Raw genomic sequence first — 24,727 nt, forward strand, 5'->3', positions numbered from 1 at the left:
TCAAACCTGATAAGCCCTTTTTTATAGCTCATCTTCATCTTCTTCGTCTATTTGTTTTTGCTCCTGCTCACTGAAAATAATGGCTGACTTTATAAGTCCCAGAATATAATCTATTCGGCGGTCAAACTGGTCTTTTAGGTTTTTATATTGTCGGAGTACCTTGATAGGCCGCTCCAGATTTTCCAGTATCATTTTGCTGTATTCTGAAGGAGACTGAAGATGGCGGCTGGAAACTTCATTTTGTATTGCCTCAAGGTTGAGGATGGCTTTGGAAATATTACCGGCATCCCTTTCTCTATCAAGCTGTTCTTTTTTTCGTCGGTAATACAAATGATTGTAAAGTTTCTTCTCGGACTTATTCATACATTTTCATTTTCCTTCAAGCATAATGAGGGGTAAGATACTTAAATTAAGAATAATTTTAAACGCAAATCTTGATGAAATGATTGCGAATTGCAAGACCAAAATGCTGGAGATTCAAATATTTAGGTTTAACACAATCTTAAAATAAAGAGGTTGTAACTACTGTGGCTATACATTAGCTTTAAGCACGCATTGTGTCAATTGTAAAAGTGTTTTTCAATAAATCAAAATATGAAAATTAGCCTGATACCAGCCTTAATCCTTTGTATACTACTCATGTATGGAAATACCAAAGCCCAGTTTCTTGATAATAAAGTGATTGCTCACCGGGGAGCCTGGAAAGCGGAAAGATTACCCCAAAACTCAATTGCTTCTCTCAAACAAGCCATTGCATTAGGCTGCGAAGGCAGTGAATTTGATGTGTGGATGACGGCTGATGGCGTGTTGGTAGCCAATCATGATGCTGAAATTGAAGGGATGTCCATTGAAGAAAATAACTATAGCGATTTACTGAAAAAAAAGCTGCCTAATGGAGAAGTATTGCCCAGAGTGGAAGATTACCTCCGTGAGGGCATGAAGCAGAAAAAAACCAAGCTGATTTTTGAGATCAAAAGTTCGGATGTGAGTAAGGAAAGGACATTGGAGCTTACCCAGAAATCAGTAGAACTGGTGCGTAAACTGGGTGCTGAGGAGTGGGTAGATTATATTTCGTTTGACCTGGATGCCTGCAAAAAAATTGTGGAAATGGACGAAAGTGCCAGAGTAGCCTATCTGAGTGGAGATTTAAGCCCTCAGCAGGCCAAAGACGCTGGCTTCTGGGGATTAGACTATCATTTTAAAGTTTTTCAACAACATCCTGAATGGATAAAGCAAGCTCAGGATTTGGGACTTACCTTAAATTCATGGACTGTAAATGAGAAGAAAGTGATGCAGTGGTTGTTAGAGCAAAACTTTGACTTCATTACTACTGACCAACCTCAGCAATTGCTGGAGATGGTTGAATAAGGATATTAAATTTCACCTAACATTTTGGTAGTGTACGGATTAAAAAGTGTAAGTGGTAACTTTTTTGAATTGACAATAAAGAACTCATGCTTTTTTTTAACTTATTAACATTTACATTTTTTCTACTCTTCAGCTTGTTAGGATGTCAGGGTAAGCAGCAGGCTTCCGAACATGCAGAATCCTCTCAGGTCTCCCCCTCAGATTCAGCAGACTCAGATGTAGAGACTGAATACACAGGAGTATATAGTGAAGGGGAAAATTATAGCGAGTTCAAAGATTGCAGTTCCTGGGAAATTTATGCAATAGATTCTAATGATAGTAGATTATCATCAGCCTTTGATAGCCTTGGGTTGAGTTCTGGTGAAGCAATGTTTGTTCGCATGAATGGATCAATAGACCATTCGGGGCAAGATACATTGGCTGCTACTCAACCTAAATTTACAATCACTGAAGTTGTTGAAACCGCAATATACGATGGGCAAAATGCTTGTCAGTTGCCTCAGTCTAAAACTTTTACCTTTCGTGGAAATGAGCCTTTTTGGTCTCTGACAATCTCTTCAGATAGTATCATTTTTAATCATTTTGAACATGATGAGATGGCTTATCCATATGTTGAGCCGCAGTGGCAGGATAGTGTGTGGGTATACAATACATCACAAGACGGACAGAAATTGACTGCCCTTGTTTCAGAAAATGAATGTATGGACAGTATGTCTGGCTTTCGGTATCATACGCATGTCTATGTACAAACCCCGTTAGGTAATTTTGACGGATGTGGAGGATTAGAAGGAAGAGAGCATGATAATAGAGAAATATAAAATGTCAAAAAATTCACTGAATATGTTTCTGACAATGGGTGTACCTCTATGAGCATGTTCTTGAATATCTCCGATAAAATGAGTAATATAGACTATATATTTTAGCTGTATTTATGCTGATTATTTACCTTTTTAACCACGACATTTAGCACACCTCTGAGTGGTGTTTTTTAACCCTTATCAGAGTAATTATTTTATTTTTTAACCCTAAATATTTTTTGTCATGGGAATTTTCAGTAATTCAGAAAAACTATTAAATCTAAAAGATTTACTTCACTATGAGCTAAGAGACTTGTATAGTGGAGAAACGCAATTGATTGAGGCTTTACCAAAAATGGCCGAAGCAGCTAGTGATCCTCAACTCAAACAAGCTTTTCACGATCATCTTAATGAAACCAGGGCTCAACGAGAAAGACTGGATGAGATAGGTACTATGCTTGGAATTGATATGAAAGGTGAAAAATGCGAAGCTATGGCTGGCCTGATCAAAGAAGGTGAAGAGATCATAAAGTCAAAATCTACTCCTGAAATAAGAGATGCCGGTCTGATTGGCGCTGCGCAGCGTGTAGAGCATTACGAAATTGCTGGCTATGGAACAGCCAATAATTTTGCTCGCCAACTAGGATTGACAGAAGTTGCTGAAATCATCAGCTTCATTGAAAAAGAAGAAAAAATGGCTGATGATAAGTTGAATCGTTTAGCCAAAGAGAGCATTAATGTAAAGGCCAAAACTGCTGGCACAAGCCATAAAGCTTAAAGAAAACTTTCCAATTGTTAGTTAATTCAGTAAAAGGGGCTATCTATTTGATAGTCCCTTTTTTTTCTCTGTACTGTCAGATACTCTTTCTTCTCCACTTCTATGCATCCAACTCAAAACATGCTAAGCTCAAATGAGTTATAATAGTGGATTTTTTAAGCGAAAGTATTTCACAAATGCAGTCAAAATTTTTTAAAGTACACACATCGGTTTTTCAACAGTTGGCAGCTAATAAAAGATAGAAAGAAATGAATAATAGAAGTAGCAATGGTACCTATGCTAACTTTCTAATCCTTAAGGAAGTATTGGAAATCAATTTTCATCCTGATATTACTTTAAATCAGACCGTTTTAAATCAGGTAAATATGGAAAAGAAAGCATTTATGCTTACCCATGATCCTCTTCCTGAACTCTATGATATCAGCCAGGTGGAGAATGTGGTGTTGGACGGTAGTAAAGCGATTAATCTTGAAGTTAGAAAGCTGGCGGTCTACAAGGCTGATAAGGAAATAGAAAATATTGATCTTTTAAAAGAAATGGGCCAGATTGATGATGCCCATTATGGAGTTTTTGATGATAAAGATTCTGCCCGAGCGTGGTTGAATCAGGAATAGATATTCTTTTGGATTTTTTGTGAGAATTTTTACATGAATTAAACATATTTTTTATAAGCGATACCTCCACTCATGAGCATGACTAAAATTCAGCAAAGTAAAGCTATTATATTAGATCTGGACGGAATCATTACCCAAACCATGCAACTACATCAGGAAGTCTGGAAAAAAATGTTTGACGACTTTCTGGAAAAAGCCCATCCTTCTCAGCAGGAATTCAATGAGCAGGATTATTTGAAGTATGTAGATGGTAAGCCAAGATACGATGGTGTACGTAGCTTCCTGAAATCACGGCAAATTGAATTAGAAGAAGGCTCAGAAGATGATGATACTCAGGCTGATACCGTATATGGCCTGGGCAAAAGAAAAAATGAACGTTTTCTTAAGTTGCTTGAACAGCAGGGTGCTGAAGTGTATGAGGACACCCTAAAATATATTGAAAAGTGGAAAAAGGAAGGAAAAAAGCTGGCCGTAGTCTCTTCCAGCAAAAACTGTCGCCCGGTATTGGAACGAGCCGGCCTCATTGATATCTTTGATACTATCGTTGATGGTACTGATGCGGCACATCAATCTTTAAAAGGTAAACCCAATCCGGATATTTTTGTAGAAGCAAGCCAACGGCTGGACATCAGCCCTCAGGAAGCAGTAGTATTTGAAGATGCTGTAGCGGGGGTAGAAGCAGGAAGTAAAGGGAAATTCGGCTATGTAGTGGGGGTTAACCGAAACGACCATGCCGAGGCCATGAAAGATGCTGGCGCCGATATAGTAATAAATAGTTTAAGTGACCTGTGATAAAATAAAACAATGAAATTAAGAGAACTCCATGAACTCCCTTCAGCATTGGATCATGTAGATACTATTCTGAAGAAAAAAGGAGATAGACCATTTTTATTTTTCTTTGATTTTGATGGTACCCTCGCACCGATTGTTGATCAACCCGATAAAGCTGCCTTGACTGGTGAAAATCGTGAACTGTTACAAAAGCTTGCCGATATCTACAAAGTAGCTGTAGTCAGTGGCAGAGATAGGATGGATATAGAGAAAAAAGTAAACTTACCCAATCTATATTATGCAGGAAGTCATGGATTTGATATTGCGGGACCCAAAGATCTTAATCACCGGTACCCAGAGGCAGACGAAATCTTGCCGGAATTACAATCAGTAGCTTCCACCCTTGAAGAGTTATTCAAAGACGAGGATAAGATCAAGATTGAAAAGAAAAAATTTGCCATAGCAGTCCACCACCGGGGTGCTTCTACCGAACTGCTGAGTAAAGTTGAAGAAAAAGTAAAAGACAAAGTAGGTACAAGTGAAAGATTGAAGTGGGACAAAGGGAAGAGTATAATTGAAATCAAGCCTGATGTAAACTGGAACAAAGGTAAGGCAGTACTCTGGATCATGGATGAACTGGGGATGAGTTCTGATAAGTGCTTACCCATTTATCTGGGAGACGATACTACGGATGAAGATGCCTTTAAAGAACTTTGTGAAATTGGGGTCACTATTATGATAGAAGACCACGATCAGAAAACCTATGCACAGTATTGGCTAAATGATCAGAAGCAGGTAGCAGAGTTTATCAAACAAATTCTTTCTTATGTCTGAAATTCATGACTGGCAAATTGTCTATGACCAATATCATCCTGCGCAACAGCATCTTAGAGAATCACTTTGCACCCTGGCAAACGGTTACTTTGCCAGCAGAGGTGCGTATGAATTTGCCAGGGCTTCTTATGACTTTGAGGAGAACCCTCATTATCCGGGTACCTACATTGCAGGGGTATTCAATAAGCTTAAGTCACAGGTAGCTGATAAAGAAATTGAAAACGAGTCAATTGTCAATTGGCCTAATCCTTTTTATCTCACCTTTGAACATGCCGACGGAAGTGTATTTCACATTGATGAGGTTGAAATTCTGGATTTCCGTCAGGTGTTGGATTTAAAGAAAGCTAATCTTACAACTCAACTGACTTTTAAAGACGATCAAGGACGAGAAACGCGTCTGAAGAGTATCAAAATAGTGTCCATGGATAATTATCATCTGGCTGCTTTGGAGTGGGAGTTACAGGCCCTGAACTGGAGTGGTGAGATTACCATTATCTCCGGAATTGATGGCAACGTCAAAAATAAAGGCGTTCCCCGTTATAATGATCTGAATGGTGATCATCTAAAGATTGTAGAGTCAGGAGTATTTGATGATGAAGGAGAAGAAGGGCTTTTTATGCATTCCAAAACCAATAATACTGAAGTTAATGTAGCCCAGGCAGTCCGTACGGATGTGTTTGTGACAAATGACCAAACAGATTTTCAAAGGAGTATAGTTGCTCATGAACATCTGCTCACGCATCGCTACCGAGGAAATCTGAAAGAAGGACAGGTACTGAATGTCAGTAAAGTTCTTTCTTTATATACCATCAAAGATGCTGGTGTTGGAAATATTGTAAACGATGCCCAAAGGAAAGTGAGAAATGCCCCATCCATCAGGGATATGATGCAAAGTCATCAGATTGCCTGGGAAGCGATCTGGAATCGTAGTGATATTGAGGTGCAGGCCAAAGATAGTGTTCAGGTGTTGCTCAGGTTACATATTTTTCATTTACTCCAGGTAGCCTCTCCCAATACTTTGGATCTGGATGTAAGTGTGCCTTCCCGAGGGATTCATGGTGAGGCCTATCGTGGCAACCTGATGTGGGATGAGCTCTACATTTTTCCGGTCATCAATTATATGAAGCCTTCTATTACCCAGAATATGCTGAAATATCGCTTCTACCGTATGGGAGAAGCAAGAAGGTCTGCGGCGTCACATCATTACAAAGGAGCAATGTTTCCCTGGCAGAGTGGAAGCAACGGAGAAGAAAATGCTCAGGAAATTCATCTTAATCCAGAGTCTGGCCGCTGGATTCCTGATGATACGCATCTTCAACGACATGTGAACGTAGCAATCGCATATAACATCTGGACTTACTATAAAATTACCAATGACAGGATCTTTCTGGAAGATTATGGCGCGGAAATGATGTTCTCCGTCGCTTTATTCCTTTCCAGTATCACTACCTACAGTGAGGAGAAAAAAAGGTATGAAATTCGTAATGTTGTTGGTCCGGATGAATACCATACATCGTATCCGGATTCTGATCAGCCCGGCCTGAATAACAATGCTTATACCAACATTATGGTTGCCTGGGTGATGAAGCAAACTTTAAAAATGCATGATCGTCTTCCTAAGTTTGTGGTTGCCAACCTGGATAAAAAGCTAGCCATCACTGAAGAAACCCTAAAGCAATGGAAGGAAATTTCAGAGAAGATGTTTATTCCTTTTATTGAAGATGGTATCATTGAGCAATTTGAAGGATATGCCCTGCTGAAAGAGCTTGACTGGGAAGCTTACCGAAAAAAATATGGCAATATCCAAAGGTTAGATCGTATACTGGAAAGTGAAGATGATTCCCCGAATCGCTATAAAGTAAGCAAGCAGGCCGATGTGTTAATGCTTTTTTATCTGTTTACATCGTTTGAGCTGAAAGAAATATTTGATACACTTGACTACCCTTTTGATCCAATCAACATCATAAAGAATATTTCATATTATGAAAAGAGGACTTCTCACGGATCAACCCTTAGTAGATTAGTATATTCTTGGGTAATGGCAAGAGCACATCGTAAAATGTCATGGAAATTTTTTGAAGAAGCCCTGCGTAGTGATTTTGAAGACATTCAGGGAGGGACTACTGCTGAAGGTATACATTTAGGCGCTATGTCTGGTACGGTAGATATGGTTCAGCGTGCCTATACCGGAGCTTATGTTGACGATCATGGCATATTGTGGCTAAACCCTTCTTTACCCAGAGAAATAGACACAATTTCATTATCTCTGCGTTATCGTGGACAGTGCCTGCATGTTTACATCAGCAAGCACGAAATCAGGTTGCACCATCAAGAGGGCTGGTCTAAGCAGATTCGTGTTGGCATAAAGGACGAAGAGCATATCTACGAGCTGAAAATAGGAGAGAGCGTTTGTGTAGAATACTGATATTACCCTTACTTTATCAAAAATACTAAGTAGACGTAAGTTTCGTTGATGCAGTTGGGTATTTTTTGTTAATTGCCTGTCAATTTTGTTATTGATACTATTTATCAACAATCATGAACCAAACAAAGACTTTAGATCAATTAAGCATTAATACCATCCGTACGCTGTCTATGGATGCGGTGCAGAAAGCAAATTCAGGCCATCCGGGTATGCCCATGGGTGCTGCCCCTATGGCTCACGTACTGTGGACTCGTTTTTTAAGATACAATCCTGAAGACCCCAACTGGATAGGTCGCGATAGGTTTGTGCTTTCTGCTGGTCATGGCTGTATGTTACTCTATAGTTTGCTCCACCTTGCTGGCTATAAAGTAAGTATTGACGATCTGAAGAATTTTCGTCAGATACATTCTATTACGCCCGGCCACCCTGAATATGGCCTTACACCAGGGGTAGAGGTTACTACTGGTCCTCTGGGACAGGGGTTTGCTCATGCAGTAGGCATGGCAATAGGACAAAAGTATTTATCTACTACCTACAAGTCAGATGATTTTGATCCTTTTGACTATCATATCTATGGCATATGTAGTGACGGTGATTTGATGGAGGGTATATCTTCAGAGGCAGCTTCTATGGCGGGTCACCTTGCTTTGGGTAACCTCATCTTTTTATATGACGATAATGAGATTTCCATTGAAGGAGATACTGGTATCGCTTTTACTGAAGATGTGAAAAAAAGATTTGAAGCATTTCAATGGCAGGTACTGGAAGTAAAAGATGGAAACGATCTGGATGCTATTGAAAAAGCCATTGCTGAAGCTAAAGCGGATTCTACTCGCCCAACTTTAATCAAAGTACGTACGCAGATAGCATTTGGGAGTCCGAACAAAGTAGGAACAGCCGGATCTCATGGTGCTCCTCTGGGAGAGGATGAAGTGAAAGCCTCTAAAGAATATTTAGGCTGGCCCAGCGATAAATTTTTCTATGTACCGGACGAAGTCAAAAGCCAGTACAATGCACTAAAAGAAAAAGGCAAAAAGCTACAGCAGGAATGGAAAGACAAATGGAGTGAATACGCTAAAGCAAACGCTGATAAAGCCGAGATGTGGGAGGCTGCCAAAAGTGGAAAGCTACCTAAAGGTTTGGCAGAAAAACTACCCGTTTACAAAATAGAAGATGGTGCAGTAGCTACCCGTAAAGCTTCCGGCAAAGCGCTTAACTTTATTGCTGATCATTGCCCCTGGCTCATCGGAGGGTCTGCTGACTTAGCACCCTCAAACAATACAAACCTTAATGCTTTCAAATCATTCACGAAAGAAGACTATGGTGCTCGTAACTTTCACTTTGGAGTAAGAGAGCATGCTATGGCAGCAGCGGTAAATGGTATGAATTTAACAGAGGGTGTAAGAGCATACGGTGCAACATTTTTGATTTTCTCAGACTATTTGAAGCCTTCTTTAAGGCTGGCCGCCATCATGAAGTTACCAAGCATTCTGGTTTTTACCCATGATAGTATTGGCTTGGGAGAAGATGGTACAACCCACCAGCCGATTGAGCACCTGATGGCCATGCGCTTGATTCCCGGTGTGACAGTGATCAGGCCCGGAGATGCTAATGAGACCGTACAGGCCTGGAGGGTAGCAATGGAACATCATGATGGACCAGTAGCACTAGCGCTTACCCGCCAGGGATTGCCGACCCTTGACAGAAATGTGTATGCCAAGGCGGAAGAACTAGAAAAAGGGGCATATATTTTGAAAGAAGCAGAAGGTGAACCTCAGGTAATATTGATTGCCAGTGGCTCAGAAGTACAACTGGCAATAGATGCACAGCAGGAACTTGCTAAAGGTGGAGTTGCTGCCAGGGTAGTCAGCATGCCAAGTTGGGAGCTGTTTGAGGCGCAAAGTGATGCGTACAAGGAAAGTGTGCTTCCTAAAAATGTTAAAAAACGAGTTTCTATAGAAGCAGGCTCTACTTTAGGTTGGCATAAATATATCGGAGGAGAAGGCATGGCAATAGGACTGGATACGTTTGGAGAGTCGGCCCCAGGAGAGGAACTGATGGAGTTTTTTGGATTTACGGTGGAAAATGTTGTCTCTAAAACCAAGCTACTCCTTTAGAGAAGAAATTTGACTTTTAAAATACAAAAGCACACTAACTATAGTGTGCTTTTGCTATATATATACAAATATTATCATCAAAATATTATAAATCTCAGTAGTATATGGGATTTTTGATAGAAAATTCAGAATTTCAGTAGCTATTAATAATTTAAATTTTCTCTTTGTTAATCAGCGCTTATATTTATAAAAGTTAATTGAGTTTTCTTTTCAAATCAAGTGCATGTATAGGAGTCATTTTATTCTTGCGTGGCGTAATCTTCTGAAGCACAAGGCTTATGCGCTGATTAACCTCCTGGGGCTAACTCTGGGGATCAGTTGTAGTTTGCTGGTACTGTTGTACATCTTTGATGAACTCAATTATGACCAACATTTTCCTGAGGCAGAACATATTTACCGACTGAATTATCAGTATAAAAACGATACCTATGCGATAACAGGGTTTGTGAACTGGTGGGATGCAAACAAGGATGAACAGCTTCTGAAGTTATCCGCCTTTAAAGAAATCAAAGGGGTGGAAAAGGTAGCTCAGTTTAATGCTACTCATGGCGCCACCATGGACAAGCAACCTGTATATCTTAGTCTGCAAAAAAATGCGAATCGTGAGGAAAAATTTACTGAAAAAGAAGTGCTTCTTTCCAATACAGGAAAAGAGCTTTATGATATTTTTCAGTGGAAGCTTTTATACGGAAATCAAGAAAACAGCTTTAGTAACCCCTATGCTGCTATCCTTACCAGAGCCACTGCCGAGCGATATTTTGGTAAAAACTGGGAGGGTCGCGTTCGCGACCAGACCTTAAACTGGAAAGAGAACGAATATCCCATCACTGCTGTAATTGAGAATGAGGATGAAAACACACATTTTCATTTTGATGTCATCCTTCTTACTCCCGAGATACCTTCCTGGGGTGCCTATGTCTATTTAAAACTTACTCCTACAGCTTCACTTCATGACATAAATGTTGCTGTAAATGAACAGTTGGAACTAGTTGAGCCTTCCATCAAAGAAAACCCCGATGAGAAGGGAAGCTATTTACAGCAGATATCCGATATTCACTTTTCACGGAGTATTTTATTTGAACTTAGCCCTCCGGGTGATATACAGTATCTTTACATTTTTGGAGTCATTGGGCTGATTATTTTGTCCATCACTGTTACCAACTATATCAATTTATCTGTTGCCCTTTATTCAAGGAGAAGAAGTGAAATTGGTATGCGTAAAGTGATGGGTGCCCCCCGAGAGAGCATCACTTGGCAGTTTCTTGCTGAAGCTATATTGCTTTGTACAATCAGTTTGCCCTTATCTCTGTTGTTGTTAGAGCTTTGTATACCCTACTTCAATCAGATCATGAATCTGGAGTTAGAGAACTTATTCATCAATTCCTTTGGAAACGCTCTACTTGTATTGCTATTTACCATCATTGTAGGGCTGATTTCTGGTTTGTATCCTGCCTTATTGCTTTCTGGAAAAAATGTGCTGGATCTGATAAGAAGCCAAACAGGAGGAGTGAAAGAACGCTTTGCTCTTCGTAGGGTAATGTTTGTGTTTCAGTTTACATTATTGATTGCTTTGGGTTCTGCCACTATACTGGTAAATAGGCAGTTGAACTTTATTAACCATAAAAATCTGGGCTTTCACAAAGAAGGAATAGTCACATTTAATCCTGTTAGCTCAGAAAATTATCAAAGAATAAAAAACAGACTACTGAGATATCCTCAATTTACCCAGATAGGGCAGGGGATGGTTCCTGGGCTGGAGATGAGCGATAATGTATCGTATAAGCTGAGTGGGAGCGAAACGATGCATGACAACGCTGGTTTTTGGGAGATGGACTGGGACGCAGTCAAAGTATTGGGCATTGATATCTCTGATGTTACCGAAAGTAATGCTCCCAACGAAGTGATTATATTAAATCAGGCTTCGGCAATCAATCTGCAGGAGCAGCTAGGCATAGATGACAAAAATGAACTCCAGGGAAGAAATGTCACCACACATTTAGAATATCAGAACGAAGATGGCTCCTATGGTAATGAATATGTGATTGGAGGTTTTGTGGAGGATCTGCATCTATTATCTCTTAAAGAGAAGATTAGCCCAATGCTGATCAAGGTAGATAAAAATCCGGATATGGTTTACTGGGTAATATTGAAGGTAGATACTGACAAACTTTCAGAATCTTTAGATATTTTGAGGGAAGAATACGCTGAGGTGATTCCTGATACTCCACTGGAAATCAATTTTTTGGAAACCAGTTTACAGCAACTGTATGAGCAGGAACAACGGGTGGCCTCATTATCTTTTTACCTTAGCATAATAGCTGTAATAATTGCTACACTAGGGCTTATGTCTATGTCTGCCTATCTGGTAAGTTTGAGAACTCGTGAAATAGGCATCCGGAAGGTGATGGGGGCCTCGGTTATAGAGCTTTTGATGTTGTTGAGTAAGGAATTTATCTTCCTGGTAGGTGTGGCAACTGTCATAGCTACGCCTTTTGCTTATGTTTTTATCAACCGCTGGTTATCCGATTTTGCTTACCGAATAGATGTGAACATATGGATATTTTTGCTTACCGGCTTTATTGCTTTAATTGTTGCGGTAGCAATCGTAATTCTGCAAACCATCAAAACCGCCAATACCAAGCCAGCCATTACTTTAAAATCGGACTAAGGAATAGTTACGGTAAGTATTATGCAAAAAAAAGGGAGGCTAAAACCTCCCTTAGGTTTTAATAGAAATTGTTTTCTACACTTCAGCAGCTTCTGCCTCTTTACTGGTATGTAAAAAACCAACAGCCAATGAGTCTTCACCAAGGAAATGTTCTATATGGTGAGCTCTGTCTTCAGTTTTGAACAATAGTTTTTCCAATAAATTTTTGGTTGCATAGTCACCAAGCTCAAATGCGCTTTTGATTGACTTTCTCAACTCAATAGCAATCTTTTTCTCTGCTTGCATGTCGTTTTCCAGGCTTTCACGAATTCTGAAAACACCTTTGTTCTCATGCTCTACATATGATAGTTTAGAGAAGTCAGCAGGATTACTGGTTGGTGCATAACCCATCACTGTTAATCGCTCTGCGAGTTTATCAAATCCTTTATGCAACTCATCATAATTTTCTTCAAAAAACAAATGTAAATCGCGGAACTGTGGACCTTCTACCAACCAGTGATGCTTATGATACTGATGATAAAGGGTCATAAAAGCTGCAAGGTGACGATCCAGTTGTTCTGCCATTTCCTTTGCTACTTTTTTATCTAACCCAACCGGATTTCCATCGTACTCTTTTTGCTCTCTTAACTTATCCATAAAAATTCTTTTATTTTTAATTCAAAAAAGTTTAATTCTTTAATAATACAACTGGGAGAGGATGCTAGTGTTTTAACATTTGGTATGTGATTTTAAAATCAACATTTGTAAAGTCTATTTTTTCATATTGTAAGTAATAATGAATAACAACTCAATTGATACTGAGCGGAAGTCTATTCCTGAAACTAGTCCAAATGAAAGTATAGATCAGGAAAAAGATAAAACCATTAGGTTTTTGTTCGTTAGCCTGATGCTAGCGGTTCTACTGGTTTTGTCAATGCTTATCTACGTGGTGAATGAATATCTGGTAGTGCAAAATGCAAATGCACAATTTTTAAATGATCATTATAATTTTGGACCGGATCAACCCTTTTACAGAGAATCTGCTGAAGCTTATCTGAATTTTGTATTGCGGTTTATCATTATCTATGGGCTCATCAGTTTCTTCGGATTTGTATCATTCATTTTGCGGAGGCCCTGGCTCTATTTACTTATCATTGTTATGTCAGTAATTTCTGTGATCTATTTTTTTCTACTCTGAAACATTTTTAGCGCTTTCTTATTGATAGCTAAAAAAGGAAATGGCATATAAGAAAATTGCGCTGATTCTTGGTAATAGTCTTTTTCCGGAACACAGCTCACTGAATCCCAATCAACACACTTTGTTTTTTATGGCTGAAGATGTGGGGCTTTGTTCACACTTTAAATATCATAAGCATAAGCTGGTGCTTTTTCTGTCAGCAATGCGCTCTCATGCTGAGCAGATTGAGCAGGATTATCCTTTGCAATACTGGCAACTTTCTGAGAAGAATGCTCACCTTTCTTATGAGGAAAAACTGGAAGAGACAATTAATCAATATGCTTCCCTGGAAGAAGTAGTCAGTTATCAGATAGAAGATCATTTTTTTGAAAAGAGTATTAAAAAATTTTGTAGAGAAAAAGGGCTAAAATTCACCCAAGAGCCCTCTCCAGGATTCATCAATACCATTCAGGATTTTCAAGCTTACGTAGATGGTACAAAAAAGCCGTTTATGCAAACCTTTTATAAAGAGCAAAGAAAAAGACTGCACATACTGATGGAGGAGGAAGGTAAGCCGGTAGGCGGTAGCTGGTCTTATGATCAGGAAAACAGAAAAAAGCTTCCCCGCGACATTCACATACCCCCTCAGCCAGATAGTGAACATACTGCCCATACCCAGGAAGTAATTAGTTTGGTAGACAAATTATTTGAAGATCATCCGGGAAAAACGAATAATTTTAACTGGGCTACGACCCGCCGGCAGGCACTTTATCGCCTGAATGACTTTTTGGAGAATCGCTTTCAGCATTTTGGCCCTTATGAAGATGCCATAGATCGGCAACGCAATTTTTTGTTTCATTCGGTACTATCTCCCTACCTTAATCTAGGCCTGATCACTCCTGATGAAGTGGTAGACAAAGTATTAGCTTATGCTGAGGAACACGATACACATCTACCCAGTGTAGAAGGATTTGTTAGGCAAATAATCGGATGGAGGGAGTTTATGCGCGGTATGTATCATACCCACGATCTGAAAGGAAATTTCTTCCGACATAAAAGAAAATTAAAAGCATGCTGGTATGATGCATCTACCCAGATGCCTCCCTTAGATGACAGCATCAGGAAGGTAGTGAAGCATGCATACACGCATCATATTGAAAGACTAATGGTACTTGGTAATATCATGCTGCTCTCTGAAATCCATCCTGACGAAGTCTACAAGTGGTTTATGGAAATGTTCATTGATTCCTCCGACTGGGTGATGGTACCCAATGTATATGGCATGAGCCAGTTTGCCGATGGAGGGACTTTCGCTACCAAACCTTATATCGGTGGGGCAAATTATATCTGCAAAATGAGTGACTACCAAAAAAAGGGCGACTGGACAGATGAAATAGATGGGCTGTACTGGAGATTTATTGATAAAAACAGAAAGTTATTTGGCTCCAATCCCCGTATGTCCATGATGGTTTCTATGTATGACAAAATGGATCAACAAAAGAAAAAAAGACTACTGAGCGCTGCCGAGGCTTTTTTAAAGAGAACCACTACTGATTAATTTATTTGGCTGCATCTTTATTACCAATACATGTTTAATAAACTTGTGATCGCTTTTACTCTGATAATTTACTGTTAATACAAAGTTCTACAACTGCTATATCCCTTATTTATGTTGGTTTAGTTCTGTTAGCTTTTTAATTTGCTTGTTCTTAACAAAAGAAGCATAAGGATTTTTTTCTTTAAGCCCTAAAGCAAATGTAGAGCAGATAATCTAAGCTATTGAAGGGCAACTACTGACTACTATGAATTATTGATAATAAGATGAAAATAGCCATCATAAAATATAATGCCGGCAATGTGCAGTCGGTTATTTATGCATTACAGCGTTTTGGTTTGGAGCCCAAACTTACCGATGATGTAGAGTACATACAGCAGGCTGATAAAGTTATTTTTCCCGGTCAGGGAGAAGCCAGCTCTGCGATTCGTTATCTGAAAAGCAAAAAGCTTGATGAACTGATTATGAATCTCAAGCAGCCGGTCTTGGGCATTTGCATAGGTTTGCAACTGATGTGTGCTCATTCGGAAGAAGGAGATACACCTTGCCTGGGAATTTTTAAGGAAAAGGTGAAGAAATTTCCTCCTAAAGATAAAGTGCCGCATATCGGTTGGAATACCCTGGAAAATAAAAAAGGGCTGCTATTAAATGGTCTGAGGGATGATGCATACTTGTATTATGTACACAGTTATTATGCTGAAGTGGGGGAAGAAACAGTAGGGGAAACCAACTATATCCTGCCTTTTAGCGCTGTGATGGAAAAAGATAATTTTTACGCCATTCAGGCTCACCCCGAAAAAAGTGGTAAAGACGGGGAAGTAATCCTGAAGAACTTTTTAGACTTATAAGCAATATGGAAATCATCCCTGCAATTGACATCATTGACGGAAAATGTGTTCGTTTAACGCAAGGTGACTATGCTCAAAAAAAAGAATATCACAGCAATCCCTTAGTAGTTGCGAAGAAGTTTGAAGATCATGGTATCAAAAGACTTCACCTGGTGGATTTGGATGGAGCAAAAGCTAAGAAAGTAATCAATTATCATGTGCTGGAGCAAATTACCAAGCATACTTCACTAAAAGTTGATTTTGGTGGGGGAGTGCAATCTGATGCGGATCTCAAAATCGTATTTGAGATGGGAGCCCAGCAGGTTACCGGCGGAAGTATTGCAATACGCGAACCTGAAACTTTTATCTCCTGGTTAGCAACCTATGGTGCTGAAAAAATAATATTGGGTGCTGATGCCAGAGATAGAAAAATTGCCATAGGCGGCTGGCAGGAGTCTACTGGTCAAGATATTCTTGACTTCATCAAAGATTATCATGGAAAAGGAGTAAGCCATGTAATCTGTACTGATGTAGCCAAAGATGGAGTATTGGAAGGACCATCCATAGAACTCTATGAGGAAATTTTAGCAGTTGCTCCCAAAATCAAACTAATTGCGAGCGGGGGTGTATCGGGCATTGAGGATCTTCATAAGCTTAAAAAGATTGGTGTTTCTGGTGTAATCATTGGAAAAGCGATTTATGAAGGGCGAATTAATTTAGAAGATTTGAAGCCTTTTTTATAGTTTTGATGCACTCATTTTTCATAAAGCCCTTACCTTAGCGTTGTATTCTAGTTGAATAGCTTAATGCTGTTAATCAGTCTTTTAATTTAAACTCATGTTATCTAAAAGAATCATACCCTGCCTGGATGTCAAAGATGGCCGTACAGTGAAGGGTGTAAATTTTGTAGAGTTAAGAGATGCCGGAGATCCTGTAGAACTTGCAAAAATTTATGCAGAAGAGGGAGCAGACGAGCTGGTTTTTCTTGACATCACTGCTACGGTAGAGAAAAGGAAGACTTTGGTGGAGTTGGTAAGAAAAGTAGCCGAGCAGGTTAATATCCCTTTCACCGTGGGTGGAGGTATCAGTTCTGTGGAAGATGTGGCAGCTATGCTCAATGCCGGTGCAGATAAAGTTTCAATTAACTCAGCAGCTGTCAAACGCCCTGAGCTTATCAATGAACTGGCCGCCAATTTTGGTAACCAGTGCATTGTAGTAGCCATAGATACCCGTTTCGTAGATGGAAAGCATATTGTTCACACCCATGGGGGTAGGACACCCACTAACTTAGAAACTTTTGCCTGGGCGCGTGAAGTACAGGAAAGAGGAGCAGGAGAAATATTACTTACCTCAATGGACCATGATGGCACCAAGGCAGGTTTTGCCAATGCGCTTACCGGACAGCTTTCTTCTGAGTTGAGTATTCCAATCATTGCTTCAGGAGGCGCTGGTACCATGGCCCATTTTGTAGACGTATTTACCTTAGGGCGCGCAGACGCTGCCCTGGCGGCAAGTATATTTCATTACAAAGAAATTCCTGTACCCGAACTTAAAAATTATCTGGTAGGACACCAGATTCCCATAAGACTTACAGTCTAAGTTATGACTAAAAATAAACTTTCAGAGAAGAATTTAGCATTTATCAACCAGCTTTTAGAGATCATCAGTAGCCGTCATCATGAGGCGCAGAAAGATGCTGATTCTCCATCCTATACCGTATCATTATTCCGTAAAGGGATTAATAAAGTTGCACAAAAAGTTGGAGAAGAAGCAGTGGAATTAGTGATAGAAGCTAAAGACGATAATGCAGATTTGTTTAAAAATGAAGCCGCCGACCTGCTTTTTCATTATCTTGTTTTATTAGAAGCCAAAGGCTTTAGCCTGGTAGATATTATTGAGGTACTGGAAGAAAGACATAAGTAAAGCGTTATCTGCAAGTACCTACTCAAAAACAACACTTATGAAGTATTGGATATTTTCTGCGTTAGTGCTTGTGTGTATACATGCCAATGCTCAAAATGAACTGGAAAAACTGCCTATTAACTCTCAGGCCAACGAACAAAACCCTGTATTGAGTCCTGATGGCCAGACCTTGTATTTTGTACGTGAACATCATGCTGAAAATGAAGGCGGAAGCCGAGATGCTGGTGATATCTGGTACAGCCAAAAACAGGCGGATGGAAGCTGGTCCGAACCAAAAAATGAGCGCTCAATAAATAATCAGTTTTACAACAGTATTGTTGGGTTTGCCGAAGGTGGAAATAAAGTGTATTTGGTAGGCCATTACTTAGAAGGAGACAAGAAGCCTACCACCCAGGGAATATCATTTGCCAGAAAAGAAGGAAACGCATGGAGTGAACCTAAAGCGCTGAAGATTCCCTATTTCTATTCTAAGTCAGATCATCAGAGTGCTAGCTTACACAACAGTGGGCAGATTATGCTGGTGACGCTACAGTCGTATGATACCAAAGGCGCTGAGGATTTGTATGTCTTATTCAAACAGGGTGATGGTGCCTGGTCGGAGCCCAAAAATCTGGGTAATGACATCAACACGCCTTATCAGGAGATGACCCCTTACCTGGCTCCCGATGGAAAAACACTGTTTTTTGCCAGCAACGGCTATGAAGGGTTTGGCAGCAGAGACATATTTATGTCCGTAAGGCTTGATGATAGCTGGGAAAAATGGTCAAATCCCAAAAATCTGGGTGCCAGGGTGAATACTGAAGGAACAGAACTTTATTATTATTTGCCTACTGAAAGCGAATATGCTTATCTCTCATCCACTCAAAATAGTGATGGTCTGGGGGATTTGAACCGGGTAAGAGTTAATCCGGAAGAAGAGGAAATCTTAGAAGAAGTGGCTGATATCCCGCAAGTCCCTGAAGAGGATATGATACTTGAAGATGAGCCGGAAGAACCTACAGAAGAAATCGCTGTAGAAGTTGAACCAAGTCCAGAAGAAGAGGAAGAAGCAGCTGATTTAGTAGAATTCAGAGGGCAGGTGATGAATGAAAAAACCGGAGAGGTACTGGATGCTGAATTGATGCTGACATCATTAAAAAATGATACTTCACTAAACCGTAGCATTGAAGTTAATGATGATGGCTTTTTTACCGTCAACCTCACTGCGGATCAGGATTATGAAATTTCAGTAGAAGCTGAGGGTTTTATTAGAAAGCGTGATAGAATATTACTGAGTAACCAGACGCCAATTGACAACTCTGATATAATTGTCAGGAATTTTTCACTCTCTCCTATTGAGGTCGGAACTACAGTTAATCTTGAAAATGTACTGTTTGACAGAGGAAATGCTGAAATGCTCACAGGTTCTACAGAAACTTTAGATGAGGTAGTAGAATTTTTGAATGAAAACCCGAACGTTGTCATTGAAGTTTCTGGTCATACTGATAACCGTGGCCGTCCTGATCTTAACCTCATACTCTCTCAGGAGAGGGCTGAGGCAGTAAAAAGATATTTGGTAGCTCAGGGAATAGATGCGGCACGTGTTCAGGAAAAAGGATATGGAGGTACAAAACCTATCGCCAGTAATGCGATTGAAGAGGAAAGGCAGAAAAACCGAAGGGTAGAATTCACAATATTAGAAAAATAAAAACAAAAGCCTTCTAAACGTTCTCAGAAGGCTTTTTTTATACACACGCTTATTGTAGAATAGCGAAACTGATCGCTCCTAACTCTGTGATTTTCCCGACATTGACCTCTATATCATCTACAGTTTCAACATTTTCATTTTCAGGAAAATCTACTGAAATTTGGTATGTACCCGGCTTCACACCTTTGATTAAAAATCCACCTTCTTCATCAGTATAGGTAGTATAAGTGTAATCTCCATAGGTAGCGGTAATAAAAGCTTTCTCACCCATTAAAGCTATAATTCCTTCTATAGCCCCGCTATTTTCTTCAGCAGAACAATGAATTACTGGCTTTAGATTAAACTTATCTGAACCGGTAGACACTACAGATTGTCCAGCATCAAAATCCAGGATAAAATTATACGTAAATTCTTCTCTAAGTTCCTGATTCACATTAAGCTTCAGACCCGATTGCATTGCACTGGGTGTAGTAAGGGGAAACATTTCTCCATCAATTTTAAGCGTATTATTTTCTCCCAACACCAATCTAATCTGCGATAGTTTACCACTAGGAAATTCCGTATCTGCTAGAATTGCCTCTTCACCATTGACAAGACTCAAAAGATTGAAAACTTTGTCTTTACTTTCATCAGTAATAACTGAGCGCCATCCATTTTCATCTTCAGATGCATTAGCTTCACTGTGCACCAAAATGTCTTTTACTTCTACATTTACTTCCTCATAAGCTTCTGCCGGAGCATCAACCATTACGATTCTGAGTTTAGCAGATGTTCCATCTTTGTCGCTGCATGAACTGAAACAAATTCCACAGGCTAAGAACATTCCAATAAATAATTTTGTCTTCATAATCACATTTTATTTGGTTATGAGGACAAAATTAGGAGATTGCTGTATTTAAAAAATTCAATTAATATTTAAAAAGTACAATTTATCTTAGTTATTGACGGCTTCAGAATAGCATCATTGAAGTTGTGTTTATAAGCTATAATCATATAGAACTCCTTTAGATAATAACTCATATTGAGCCCAGCCGTTGAAGAGAAAACAATGGTAGATGATACTGAAATAGGAATCCATATTTACTAAAATTCATTTTTTTTAGCATAATCAATTTTTTAATTTTGTTGATGAAATTTTTTGAAAATGATAGTCAAAGAGACACATTAATATCACTTTTAAAATTATCGGGACCGATAGTTTTAGCCAATGTATTGCAGACTGCTTATCAATTAATAGATACATTTTGGTTGGGGAGATTGGGTGCAAATGCAGTAGCTGCAGTTTCTTTAAGTTTTCCTGTACTTTTTCTTATTATTTCTCTGGGAATAGGCCTGACACTTGGGGGGTCAATTATGGTAGCGCAATACAAAGGTATGGAAAACCAACGCATGGTTGATTATTCAAGTGCCCAGACTTTTTTTGTACTTTTCTTTATTTCCATCCTTTTGGCACTTCTTGGGTACTTTATCTCCGAACCCTTAATGATTATTATTGGAGCTAAGGGAGAAGTCTTGGAGGAGGCGGTGAGTTACTTTAAAGTTTCTTCAATAGGCTTCATCTTTCTTTTTCTATTTTTTGTGTTTCAATCCCTCATGAGAGGCATCGGTAATGTCGTAGTGCCTACTTATGTGGTACTTTCTACGGTTATCCTTAATTTATTTCTTGACCCGCTTTTTATCTATGGTTGGGGACCCATTCCACCGATGGGTGTTGCAGGTGCTGCAATGGCGAGTGTTCTGACCCAGGCATTATCTGCCATCATGGGTATCTGGATTTTATCAAATGGCAACTATGGGATTCAGCTTCATTGGAGTGATTTTAACTTTAACCTGAATTGGTTTAAAGAACTGATCAGAATAGGAGTTCCCTCAAGCCTGGAAATGTCTACCCGGGCTTTGGGATTAACTATGTTGGTTACTTTAGTTACTGGCTTCGGGAGTATGGTAGTGGCATCCTATGGTATAGGTGCTCGTATTCTTAGCTTCATCATTATTCCTGCACTTGGTTTATCTTCTGCAACTACTACCTTAGTAGGTCAGTACGTAGGGGCAAATAGAATTAACAAAGCACATGAAGTAGGCATACTGAGCGCTAAAGTCGCTTTTTATGGATTGACATTTGTAGGCTTAATACTTTTTCTGATGGCAAAACCCCTTACAGCTTTTTTTGTCCCCGGTGAAACTCAGGTGATTGAAAACGGTGCCTTATTCATTAAGATAATGGCTCCTAGCTTTGGTTTATTAGGCATTCAGCAGGTGATTAATGGTGTTTTTAACGGAGCAGGCTTCACCCTGGCTTCACTGTTGGTATCCATATTATCCCTTTGGATCATAAGGTTTCCACTGGCTTATTTACTGTCACATAATACGGGCTTGTCATATGACGGAATATGGTGGGCATTTCCTATTTCCAATCTTATTGCAGCTATTTTTGCCTTTTTGTGGTTCAACAGGGGTGACTGGAAAAGGAGAAAAAGAGTAAGTGTAGAATTTTAAGCGCTATAGAGATAATTTATTATCAGCAAAGTAAATCTCGGGTAGATAAGGCTTAAGCATACTGTAGTCTTTAAATACTTTCACTTTTACAATATTTTCCCAGGGTAAGTAGCTGGAGGACCAAACTTCAAAATAAATTCCTTTGATGGTATAAAGCTTGATGTAATAATTTTCTAGCGTTCTGGTCGCCAGATAGTTACCCTTTTCTCTCAGTAATCTAACTCTTTGCGTGAATGAAATCAGTTTAAAATCACTTAAATCCATAATTTCTCTATTTAATGCCTAACAATCAGTAATGTTGAAAAATTGTAACAATAAATAATCTCAAAAAATGCTACCAAATAAGGTAATTCTTGTTAATTGAATAAGAATACTCAGTAAATAAGATATTAATACTCATCAGTATAATCTACTGATTTATAAGTTAATTAAATATAAATTATTATGCCAATTTATGTAAAATCATAATATTATTTTACGAGATAGAGAATGATGGATTTGTAATATTTAAACAAAATTTTATAATGTTCAGCGGTATTGTAGTTAATATATAGCTGTAAAACTGATCAATATGTTCAGATTTTCTCACTTAACGTGCGCATTATTCACTAATAAGTGTCAATCAATTTTAGCCTCAAGGTTCTAATCTATTCCATTCTTAAATATATTAATGGAATAAGTACAAAAATGACTTATCACCACTTTTTTAGAAAAAGTCATAGGTGTAAGAATATAATTTTTTTAATAATTGATATGCTTCTAATATCAGTACTTTAGCCTGATAACCAACTGAAGTACATAATGCTTAAAAGTTTTTATTTGTACCTGACAATTTTGGTCTGTACGATCACACATACACAGGCACAAAAAGTGGTAGAATATGAATTGGTGAATATGGGTAGGGATGTGAATAGCATCTATCATGATTCTACCCCAATTGTTAGTCCTGATGGAAATACCCTTTATTTTACGATTACCAATCATCCTGAGAACACTAAGGGAGTAGAAGGAAGTCAGGATATATGGTATTCGGTGAAAGATTCTAGCGGAAATTGGTCAAAATCTGTGCATATGGATAAACCATTTAACCGAAATAGATACAATCAGGTATTGAGTGTTTCTTTGGATGGCAACCGACTTTTAATACGGGGTGGTAATGGAAGTGATGATCTGGGGTTTTCAATTTGCCGGAAAGTTAACGGTGTATGGCAAAAGCCTGAAGCACTGGATATTCCCGACTTTGATGATATGTGTAAAGGACAATTCAATGGTGCTTTTTTATCTTATGATGATCAGGCATTGCTTTTATATTTTAGTGAAAGACCAAAGAGTAAGTATAGTGATCTTTATGTAAGCTATCCTCAGGGTGGAAGCCACTGGACCAGGCCGGTATTGATCAAAAGCTTAAATACTCATATGGATGAATTTGGACCTTTTCTGGCGCCAGACAATAAAACCTTATACTTCGCCAGCAACCGCGGAGGTGGTATGGGGAATATGGATGTCTATGAAGCCCAAAGGAAGGGTGAGAGCTGGCTGAAATGGTCAGAACCAAAAAATATTGGTGCACCAGTAAATACCGGCGGCTTTGACGCATATTATTCTGTAGGACTGAATGATACCCTTGTCTTTACCACCAGAGCTTTCATGTCTGCTGATGGTGGCCATCTGGACATTTTTTCACTCAAAAGAATTATCAAAGAGGACCCTAAGATCAGGCTGGAAGGAGTAGTGATGAATAAAAATAACTGGGAGCCGGTTAAGGCCCATATTCGTTACAGTAAAGCCGAAGAAGTACTAGGAGTGATGGAAAGCAGCGAGGAGCGTGGAGAATTTAGTACTGCGCTTGCAGATACCGCTAAATATTATTTGGAGGTGAATGCAGAAGGATTCTTCAGTCATGAAGATAGTGTGATGGTTTACGGTAATATTCAGTCTGATACTGTTTTTTACAAAGAGATCTTCCTGAAACCTATTGAAGTAGGTGTCTCAGTACGTTTAAATAATATCTTTTTTGATTACAACAAATCCTCCCTACGCCCTGAGTCTTTTCCTGAACTCAATAAGGTAGTAGAATTCTTACAGGAAAACCCAAAACTGGAAGTAGAGATCGCTGGCCATACTGATGACAGGGGTACCGACGAATATAACGAAAAGTTATCTCAGGGTAGGGCTGAGGCAGTAGTTAAATATCTGATTGATAACTGGATAGATGAGTATCGTGTCAAAGCCAAGGGATACGGAGAAAGCAAGCCTGAAGTAGAAAATGATAGCGATGAGAATCGTCAGATCAATCGTAGAGTAGAGTTTACCATTCTTAAAAATTAATAAGTTGGAAGTTAATGGTAGGAAGCTTGAAGTGGGAAGTAGGAAGTAAAAAAACTTCTCTCTTCCCACTTCAAGCTTCCTGCTCCTCACTCCAAGTTTCCCTCTTCCTCTCAATAAGGCATAAATCTTTCATCTTTATAGCACCATGCCCAGTGCTCTCCTCTTTCGGCAGAAGTAACTACTGGATGTCCGGTTTCATGGTAATGCTTTGTAGCATGTTTGTTTACTGAACTGTTGCAGCAGTGTACTCCACCGCAGGTCTGGCATACCCTGAGATGTACCCAGCTGTCACCGGTTTTCACACATTCCTGACACTCCATGGCAGGAGCAGTCTTAATATGTTCTTTGTCAAAATGTGCACAAGGCGTAGGATCAACGGGCAT

Annotated in this window: 22 protein-coding genes and 1 pseudogene; 18 read left to right on the top strand and 5 right to left on the bottom strand. The window is 39.2% G+C overall.

All coding sequences use genetic code 11. The annotated features are described in order from the left end of the window. Positions 1-21 precede the first annotated feature (21 nt). Positions 22-363, bottom strand: a complete 342-nt coding sequence (locus WJR50_RS10540; protein ID WP_341293229.1) for a hypothetical protein — start codon at positions 361-363, stop codon at positions 22-24. Between the two features lie 231 nt (positions 364-594). Here WJR50_RS10540 and WJR50_RS10545 point away from each other — a divergent pair, with 231 nt between their 5' ends. The 9 genes from WJR50_RS10545 to WJR50_RS10585 all read left to right on the top strand — a co-directional run bounded on the left by WJR50_RS10545 (position 595) and on the right by WJR50_RS10585 (position 12,372). Continuing rightward, complete coding sequence (locus tag WJR50_RS10545; protein ID WP_341293230.1) at positions 595-1,368, top strand: glycerophosphodiester phosphodiesterase; 774 nt, start codon at positions 595-597, stop codon at positions 1,366-1,368. Positions 1,369-1,454: 86 nt separating this feature from the next. Next, complete coding sequence (locus tag WJR50_RS10550) at positions 1,455-2,186, top strand: COG3650 family protein (RefSeq protein ID WP_341293231.1); 732 nt, start codon at positions 1,455-1,457, stop codon at positions 2,184-2,186. A gap of 223 nt (positions 2,187-2,409) precedes the next feature. Further along, a complete protein-coding gene (locus tag WJR50_RS10555; RefSeq protein WP_341293232.1) occupies positions 2,410-2,943 on the top strand; it encodes a YciE/YciF ferroxidase family protein in 534 nt (177 codons plus the stop codon). A gap of 248 nt (positions 2,944-3,191) precedes the next feature. Continuing rightward, positions 3,192-3,557, top strand: coding sequence for a hypothetical protein (locus tag WJR50_RS10560; protein WP_341293233.1), 366 nt, complete (start codon positions 3,192-3,194; stop codon positions 3,555-3,557). Positions 3,558-3,629: 72 nt separating this feature from the next. Next, positions 3,630-4,349 (top strand): HAD family hydrolase, encoded by a 720-nt coding sequence (locus tag WJR50_RS10565; protein WP_341293234.1) that lies wholly within the window; start codon positions 3,630-3,632, stop codon positions 4,347-4,349. A 12-nt stretch (positions 4,350-4,361) separates the two neighbouring features. Further along, positions 4,362-5,162 (top strand): trehalose-phosphatase, encoded by an 801-nt coding sequence (gene otsB, locus WJR50_RS10570; RefSeq protein WP_341293235.1) that lies wholly within the window; start codon positions 4,362-4,364, stop codon positions 5,160-5,162. Further along, positions 5,155-7,587: a glycoside hydrolase family 65 protein gene (locus tag WJR50_RS10575; RefSeq protein WP_341293236.1), complete on the top strand. Its 2,433-nt coding sequence runs from the start codon at positions 5,155-5,157 to the stop codon at positions 7,585-7,587. The genes otsB and WJR50_RS10575 overlap by 8 nt, the downstream gene beginning before the upstream one ends. A gap of 113 nt (positions 7,588-7,700) precedes the next feature. Continuing rightward, positions 7,701-9,704, top strand: a complete 2,004-nt coding sequence (gene tkt, locus WJR50_RS10580) for a transketolase (RefSeq protein WP_341293237.1) — start codon at positions 7,701-7,703, stop codon at positions 9,702-9,704. Between the two features lie 223 nt (positions 9,705-9,927). Further along, positions 9,928-12,372: an ABC transporter permease gene (locus WJR50_RS10585; protein WP_341293238.1), complete on the top strand. Its 2,445-nt coding sequence runs from the start codon at positions 9,928-9,930 to the stop codon at positions 12,370-12,372. A gap of 75 nt (positions 12,373-12,447) precedes the next feature. On the opposite strand, the gene dpsA is transcribed toward WJR50_RS10585, so the two are convergent. After that, positions 12,448-13,008: a DNA starvation/stationary phase protection protein DpsA gene (gene dpsA, locus WJR50_RS10590; protein WP_341293239.1), complete on the bottom strand. Its 561-nt coding sequence runs from the start codon at positions 13,006-13,008 to the stop codon at positions 12,448-12,450. A gap of 139 nt (positions 13,009-13,147) precedes the next feature. Between dpsA and WJR50_RS10595 the strand changes: the two genes are divergently transcribed. The 7 genes and pseudogenes from WJR50_RS10595 (at position 13,148) to WJR50_RS10625 (ending at position 19,520) form a co-directional block, all read left to right on the top strand. Then, entirely contained in the window at positions 13,148-13,549 is a 402-nt protein-coding gene (locus WJR50_RS10595) for a hypothetical protein (protein WP_341293240.1), read from the top strand. Positions 13,550-13,589: 40 nt separating this feature from the next. After that, positions 13,590-15,086 carry a cryptochrome/photolyase family protein gene (locus WJR50_RS10600; RefSeq protein WP_341293241.1) on the top strand — a complete coding sequence of 499 codons (1,497 nt, stop codon included), beginning with the start codon at positions 13,590-13,592 and terminating at the stop codon, positions 15,084-15,086. A gap of 263 nt (positions 15,087-15,349) precedes the next feature. Further along, the gene (hisH, locus tag WJR50_RS10605) at positions 15,350-15,931 is read left to right on the top strand and encodes an imidazole glycerol phosphate synthase subunit HisH (protein ID WP_341293242.1); all 582 of its coding nucleotides are present in this window, start codon (positions 15,350-15,352) and stop codon (positions 15,929-15,931) included. A 5-nt stretch (positions 15,932-15,936) separates the two neighbouring features. Next, positions 15,937-16,653 (top strand): 1-(5-phosphoribosyl)-5-[(5-phosphoribosylamino)methylideneamino]imidazole-4-carboxamide isomerase, encoded by a 717-nt coding sequence (gene hisA, locus WJR50_RS10610; protein WP_341293243.1) that lies wholly within the window; start codon positions 15,937-15,939, stop codon positions 16,651-16,653. 94 nt (positions 16,654-16,747) lie between these two features. Beyond that, positions 16,748-17,509 carry an imidazole glycerol phosphate synthase subunit HisF gene (gene hisF / locus WJR50_RS10615; protein WP_341293244.1) on the top strand — a complete coding sequence of 254 codons (762 nt, stop codon included), beginning with the start codon at positions 16,748-16,750 and terminating at the stop codon, positions 17,507-17,509. A 33-nt stretch (positions 17,510-17,542) separates the two neighbouring features. Further along, positions 17,543-17,833: pseudogene (gene hisE, locus WJR50_RS10620) on the top strand (phosphoribosyl-ATP diphosphatase); the annotation flags it as partial. Positions 17,834-17,870: 37 nt separating this feature from the next. Further along, complete coding sequence (locus WJR50_RS10625) at positions 17,871-19,520, top strand: OmpA family protein (protein ID WP_341293245.1); 1,650 nt, start codon at positions 17,871-17,873, stop codon at positions 19,518-19,520. 49 nt (positions 19,521-19,569) lie between these two features. Here WJR50_RS10625 and WJR50_RS10630 read toward each other — a convergent pair whose 3' ends face one another. Then, positions 19,570-20,367 carry a DUF4382 domain-containing protein gene (locus WJR50_RS10630; RefSeq protein ID WP_341293246.1) on the bottom strand — a complete coding sequence of 266 codons (798 nt, stop codon included), beginning with the start codon at positions 20,365-20,367 and terminating at the stop codon, positions 19,570-19,572. Positions 20,368-20,648: 281 nt separating this feature from the next. Between WJR50_RS10630 and WJR50_RS10635 the strand changes: the two genes are divergently transcribed. Further along, entirely contained in the window at positions 20,649-22,016 is a 1,368-nt protein-coding gene (locus WJR50_RS10635) for an MATE family efflux transporter (protein ID WP_341293247.1), read from the top strand. A gap of 3 nt (positions 22,017-22,019) precedes the next feature. Here WJR50_RS10635 and WJR50_RS10640 read toward each other — a convergent pair whose 3' ends face one another. Next, on the bottom strand, positions 22,020-22,280 hold the full coding sequence (locus WJR50_RS10640; RefSeq protein WP_341293248.1) for a hypothetical protein: 261 nt from the start codon (positions 22,278-22,280) through the stop codon (positions 22,020-22,022). 537 nt (positions 22,281-22,817) lie between these two features. Here WJR50_RS10640 and WJR50_RS10645 point away from each other — a divergent pair. Then, entirely contained in the window at positions 22,818-24,344 is a 1,527-nt protein-coding gene (locus WJR50_RS10645; RefSeq protein WP_341293249.1) for an OmpA family protein, read from the top strand. A gap of 110 nt (positions 24,345-24,454) precedes the next feature. On the opposite strand, the gene WJR50_RS10650 is transcribed toward WJR50_RS10645, so the two are convergent. Next, positions 24,455-24,727, bottom strand: coding sequence for a UBP-type zinc finger domain-containing protein (locus WJR50_RS10650; protein ID WP_341293250.1), 273 nt, complete (start codon positions 24,725-24,727; stop codon positions 24,455-24,457).

The organism is Catalinimonas locisalis, assembly GCF_038039535.1.
GTDB lineage: Bacteria > Bacteroidota > Bacteroidia > Cytophagales > Cyclobacteriaceae > Catalinimonas.

Excerpts from the sequence above, each read along its gene's own strand:
- WJR50_RS10630 (WP_341293246.1), bottom strand. The coding sequence starts at position 20,367 with ATGAAGACAAAATTATTTATTGGAATGTTCTTAGCCTGTGGAATTTGT.
- WJR50_RS10545 (WP_341293230.1), top strand. The coding sequence starts at position 595 with ATGAAAATTAGCCTGATACCAGCCTTAATCCTTTGTATACTACTCATG.
- WJR50_RS10645 (WP_341293249.1), top strand. The coding sequence starts at position 22,818 with ATGCTTAAAAGTTTTTATTTGTACCTGACAATTTTGGTCTGTACGATC.
- hisH (WP_341293242.1), top strand. The coding sequence starts at position 15,350 with ATGAAAATAGCCATCATAAAATATAATGCCGGCAATGTGCAGTCGGTT.
- WJR50_RS10550 (WP_341293231.1), top strand. The coding sequence starts at position 1,455 with ATGCTTTTTTTTAACTTATTAACATTTACATTTTTTCTACTCTTCAGC.
- WJR50_RS10625 (WP_341293245.1), top strand. The coding sequence starts at position 17,871 with ATGAAGTATTGGATATTTTCTGCGTTAGTGCTTGTGTGTATACATGCC.
- WJR50_RS10640 (WP_341293248.1), bottom strand. The coding sequence starts at position 22,280 with ATGGATTTAAGTGATTTTAAACTGATTTCATTCACGCAAAGAGTTAGA.
- WJR50_RS10575 (WP_341293236.1), top strand. The coding sequence starts at position 5,155 with ATGTCTGAAATTCATGACTGGCAAATTGTCTATGACCAATATCATCCT.
- WJR50_RS10565 (WP_341293234.1), top strand. The coding sequence starts at position 3,630 with ATGAGCATGACTAAAATTCAGCAAAGTAAAGCTATTATATTAGATCTG.
- WJR50_RS10595 (WP_341293240.1), top strand. The coding sequence starts at position 13,148 with ATGAATAACAACTCAATTGATACTGAGCGGAAGTCTATTCCTGAAACT.
- hisA (WP_341293243.1), top strand. The coding sequence starts at position 15,937 with ATGGAAATCATCCCTGCAATTGACATCATTGACGGAAAATGTGTTCGT.
- dpsA (WP_341293239.1), bottom strand. The coding sequence starts at position 13,008 with ATGGATAAGTTAAGAGAGCAAAAAGAGTACGATGGAAATCCGGTTGGG.
- WJR50_RS10540 (WP_341293229.1), bottom strand. The coding sequence starts at position 363 with ATGAATAAGTCCGAGAAGAAACTTTACAATCATTTGTATTACCGACGA.
- WJR50_RS10600 (WP_341293241.1), top strand. The coding sequence starts at position 13,590 with ATGGCATATAAGAAAATTGCGCTGATTCTTGGTAATAGTCTTTTTCCG.
- WJR50_RS10555 (WP_341293232.1), top strand. The coding sequence starts at position 2,410 with ATGGGAATTTTCAGTAATTCAGAAAAACTATTAAATCTAAAAGATTTA.
- tkt (WP_341293237.1), top strand. The coding sequence starts at position 7,701 with ATGAACCAAACAAAGACTTTAGATCAATTAAGCATTAATACCATCCGT.
- hisF (WP_341293244.1), top strand. The coding sequence starts at position 16,748 with ATGTTATCTAAAAGAATCATACCCTGCCTGGATGTCAAAGATGGCCGT.
- WJR50_RS10560 (WP_341293233.1), top strand. The coding sequence starts at position 3,192 with ATGAATAATAGAAGTAGCAATGGTACCTATGCTAACTTTCTAATCCTT.
- otsB (WP_341293235.1), top strand. The coding sequence starts at position 4,362 with ATGAAATTAAGAGAACTCCATGAACTCCCTTCAGCATTGGATCATGTA.
- WJR50_RS10650 (WP_341293250.1), bottom strand. The coding sequence starts at position 24,727 with ATGCCCGTTGATCCTACGCCTTGTGCACATTTTGACAAAGAACATATT.
- WJR50_RS10585 (WP_341293238.1), top strand. The coding sequence starts at position 9,928 with ATGTATAGGAGTCATTTTATTCTTGCGTGGCGTAATCTTCTGAAGCAC.
- WJR50_RS10635 (WP_341293247.1), top strand. The coding sequence starts at position 20,649 with ATGAAATTTTTTGAAAATGATAGTCAAAGAGACACATTAATATCACTT.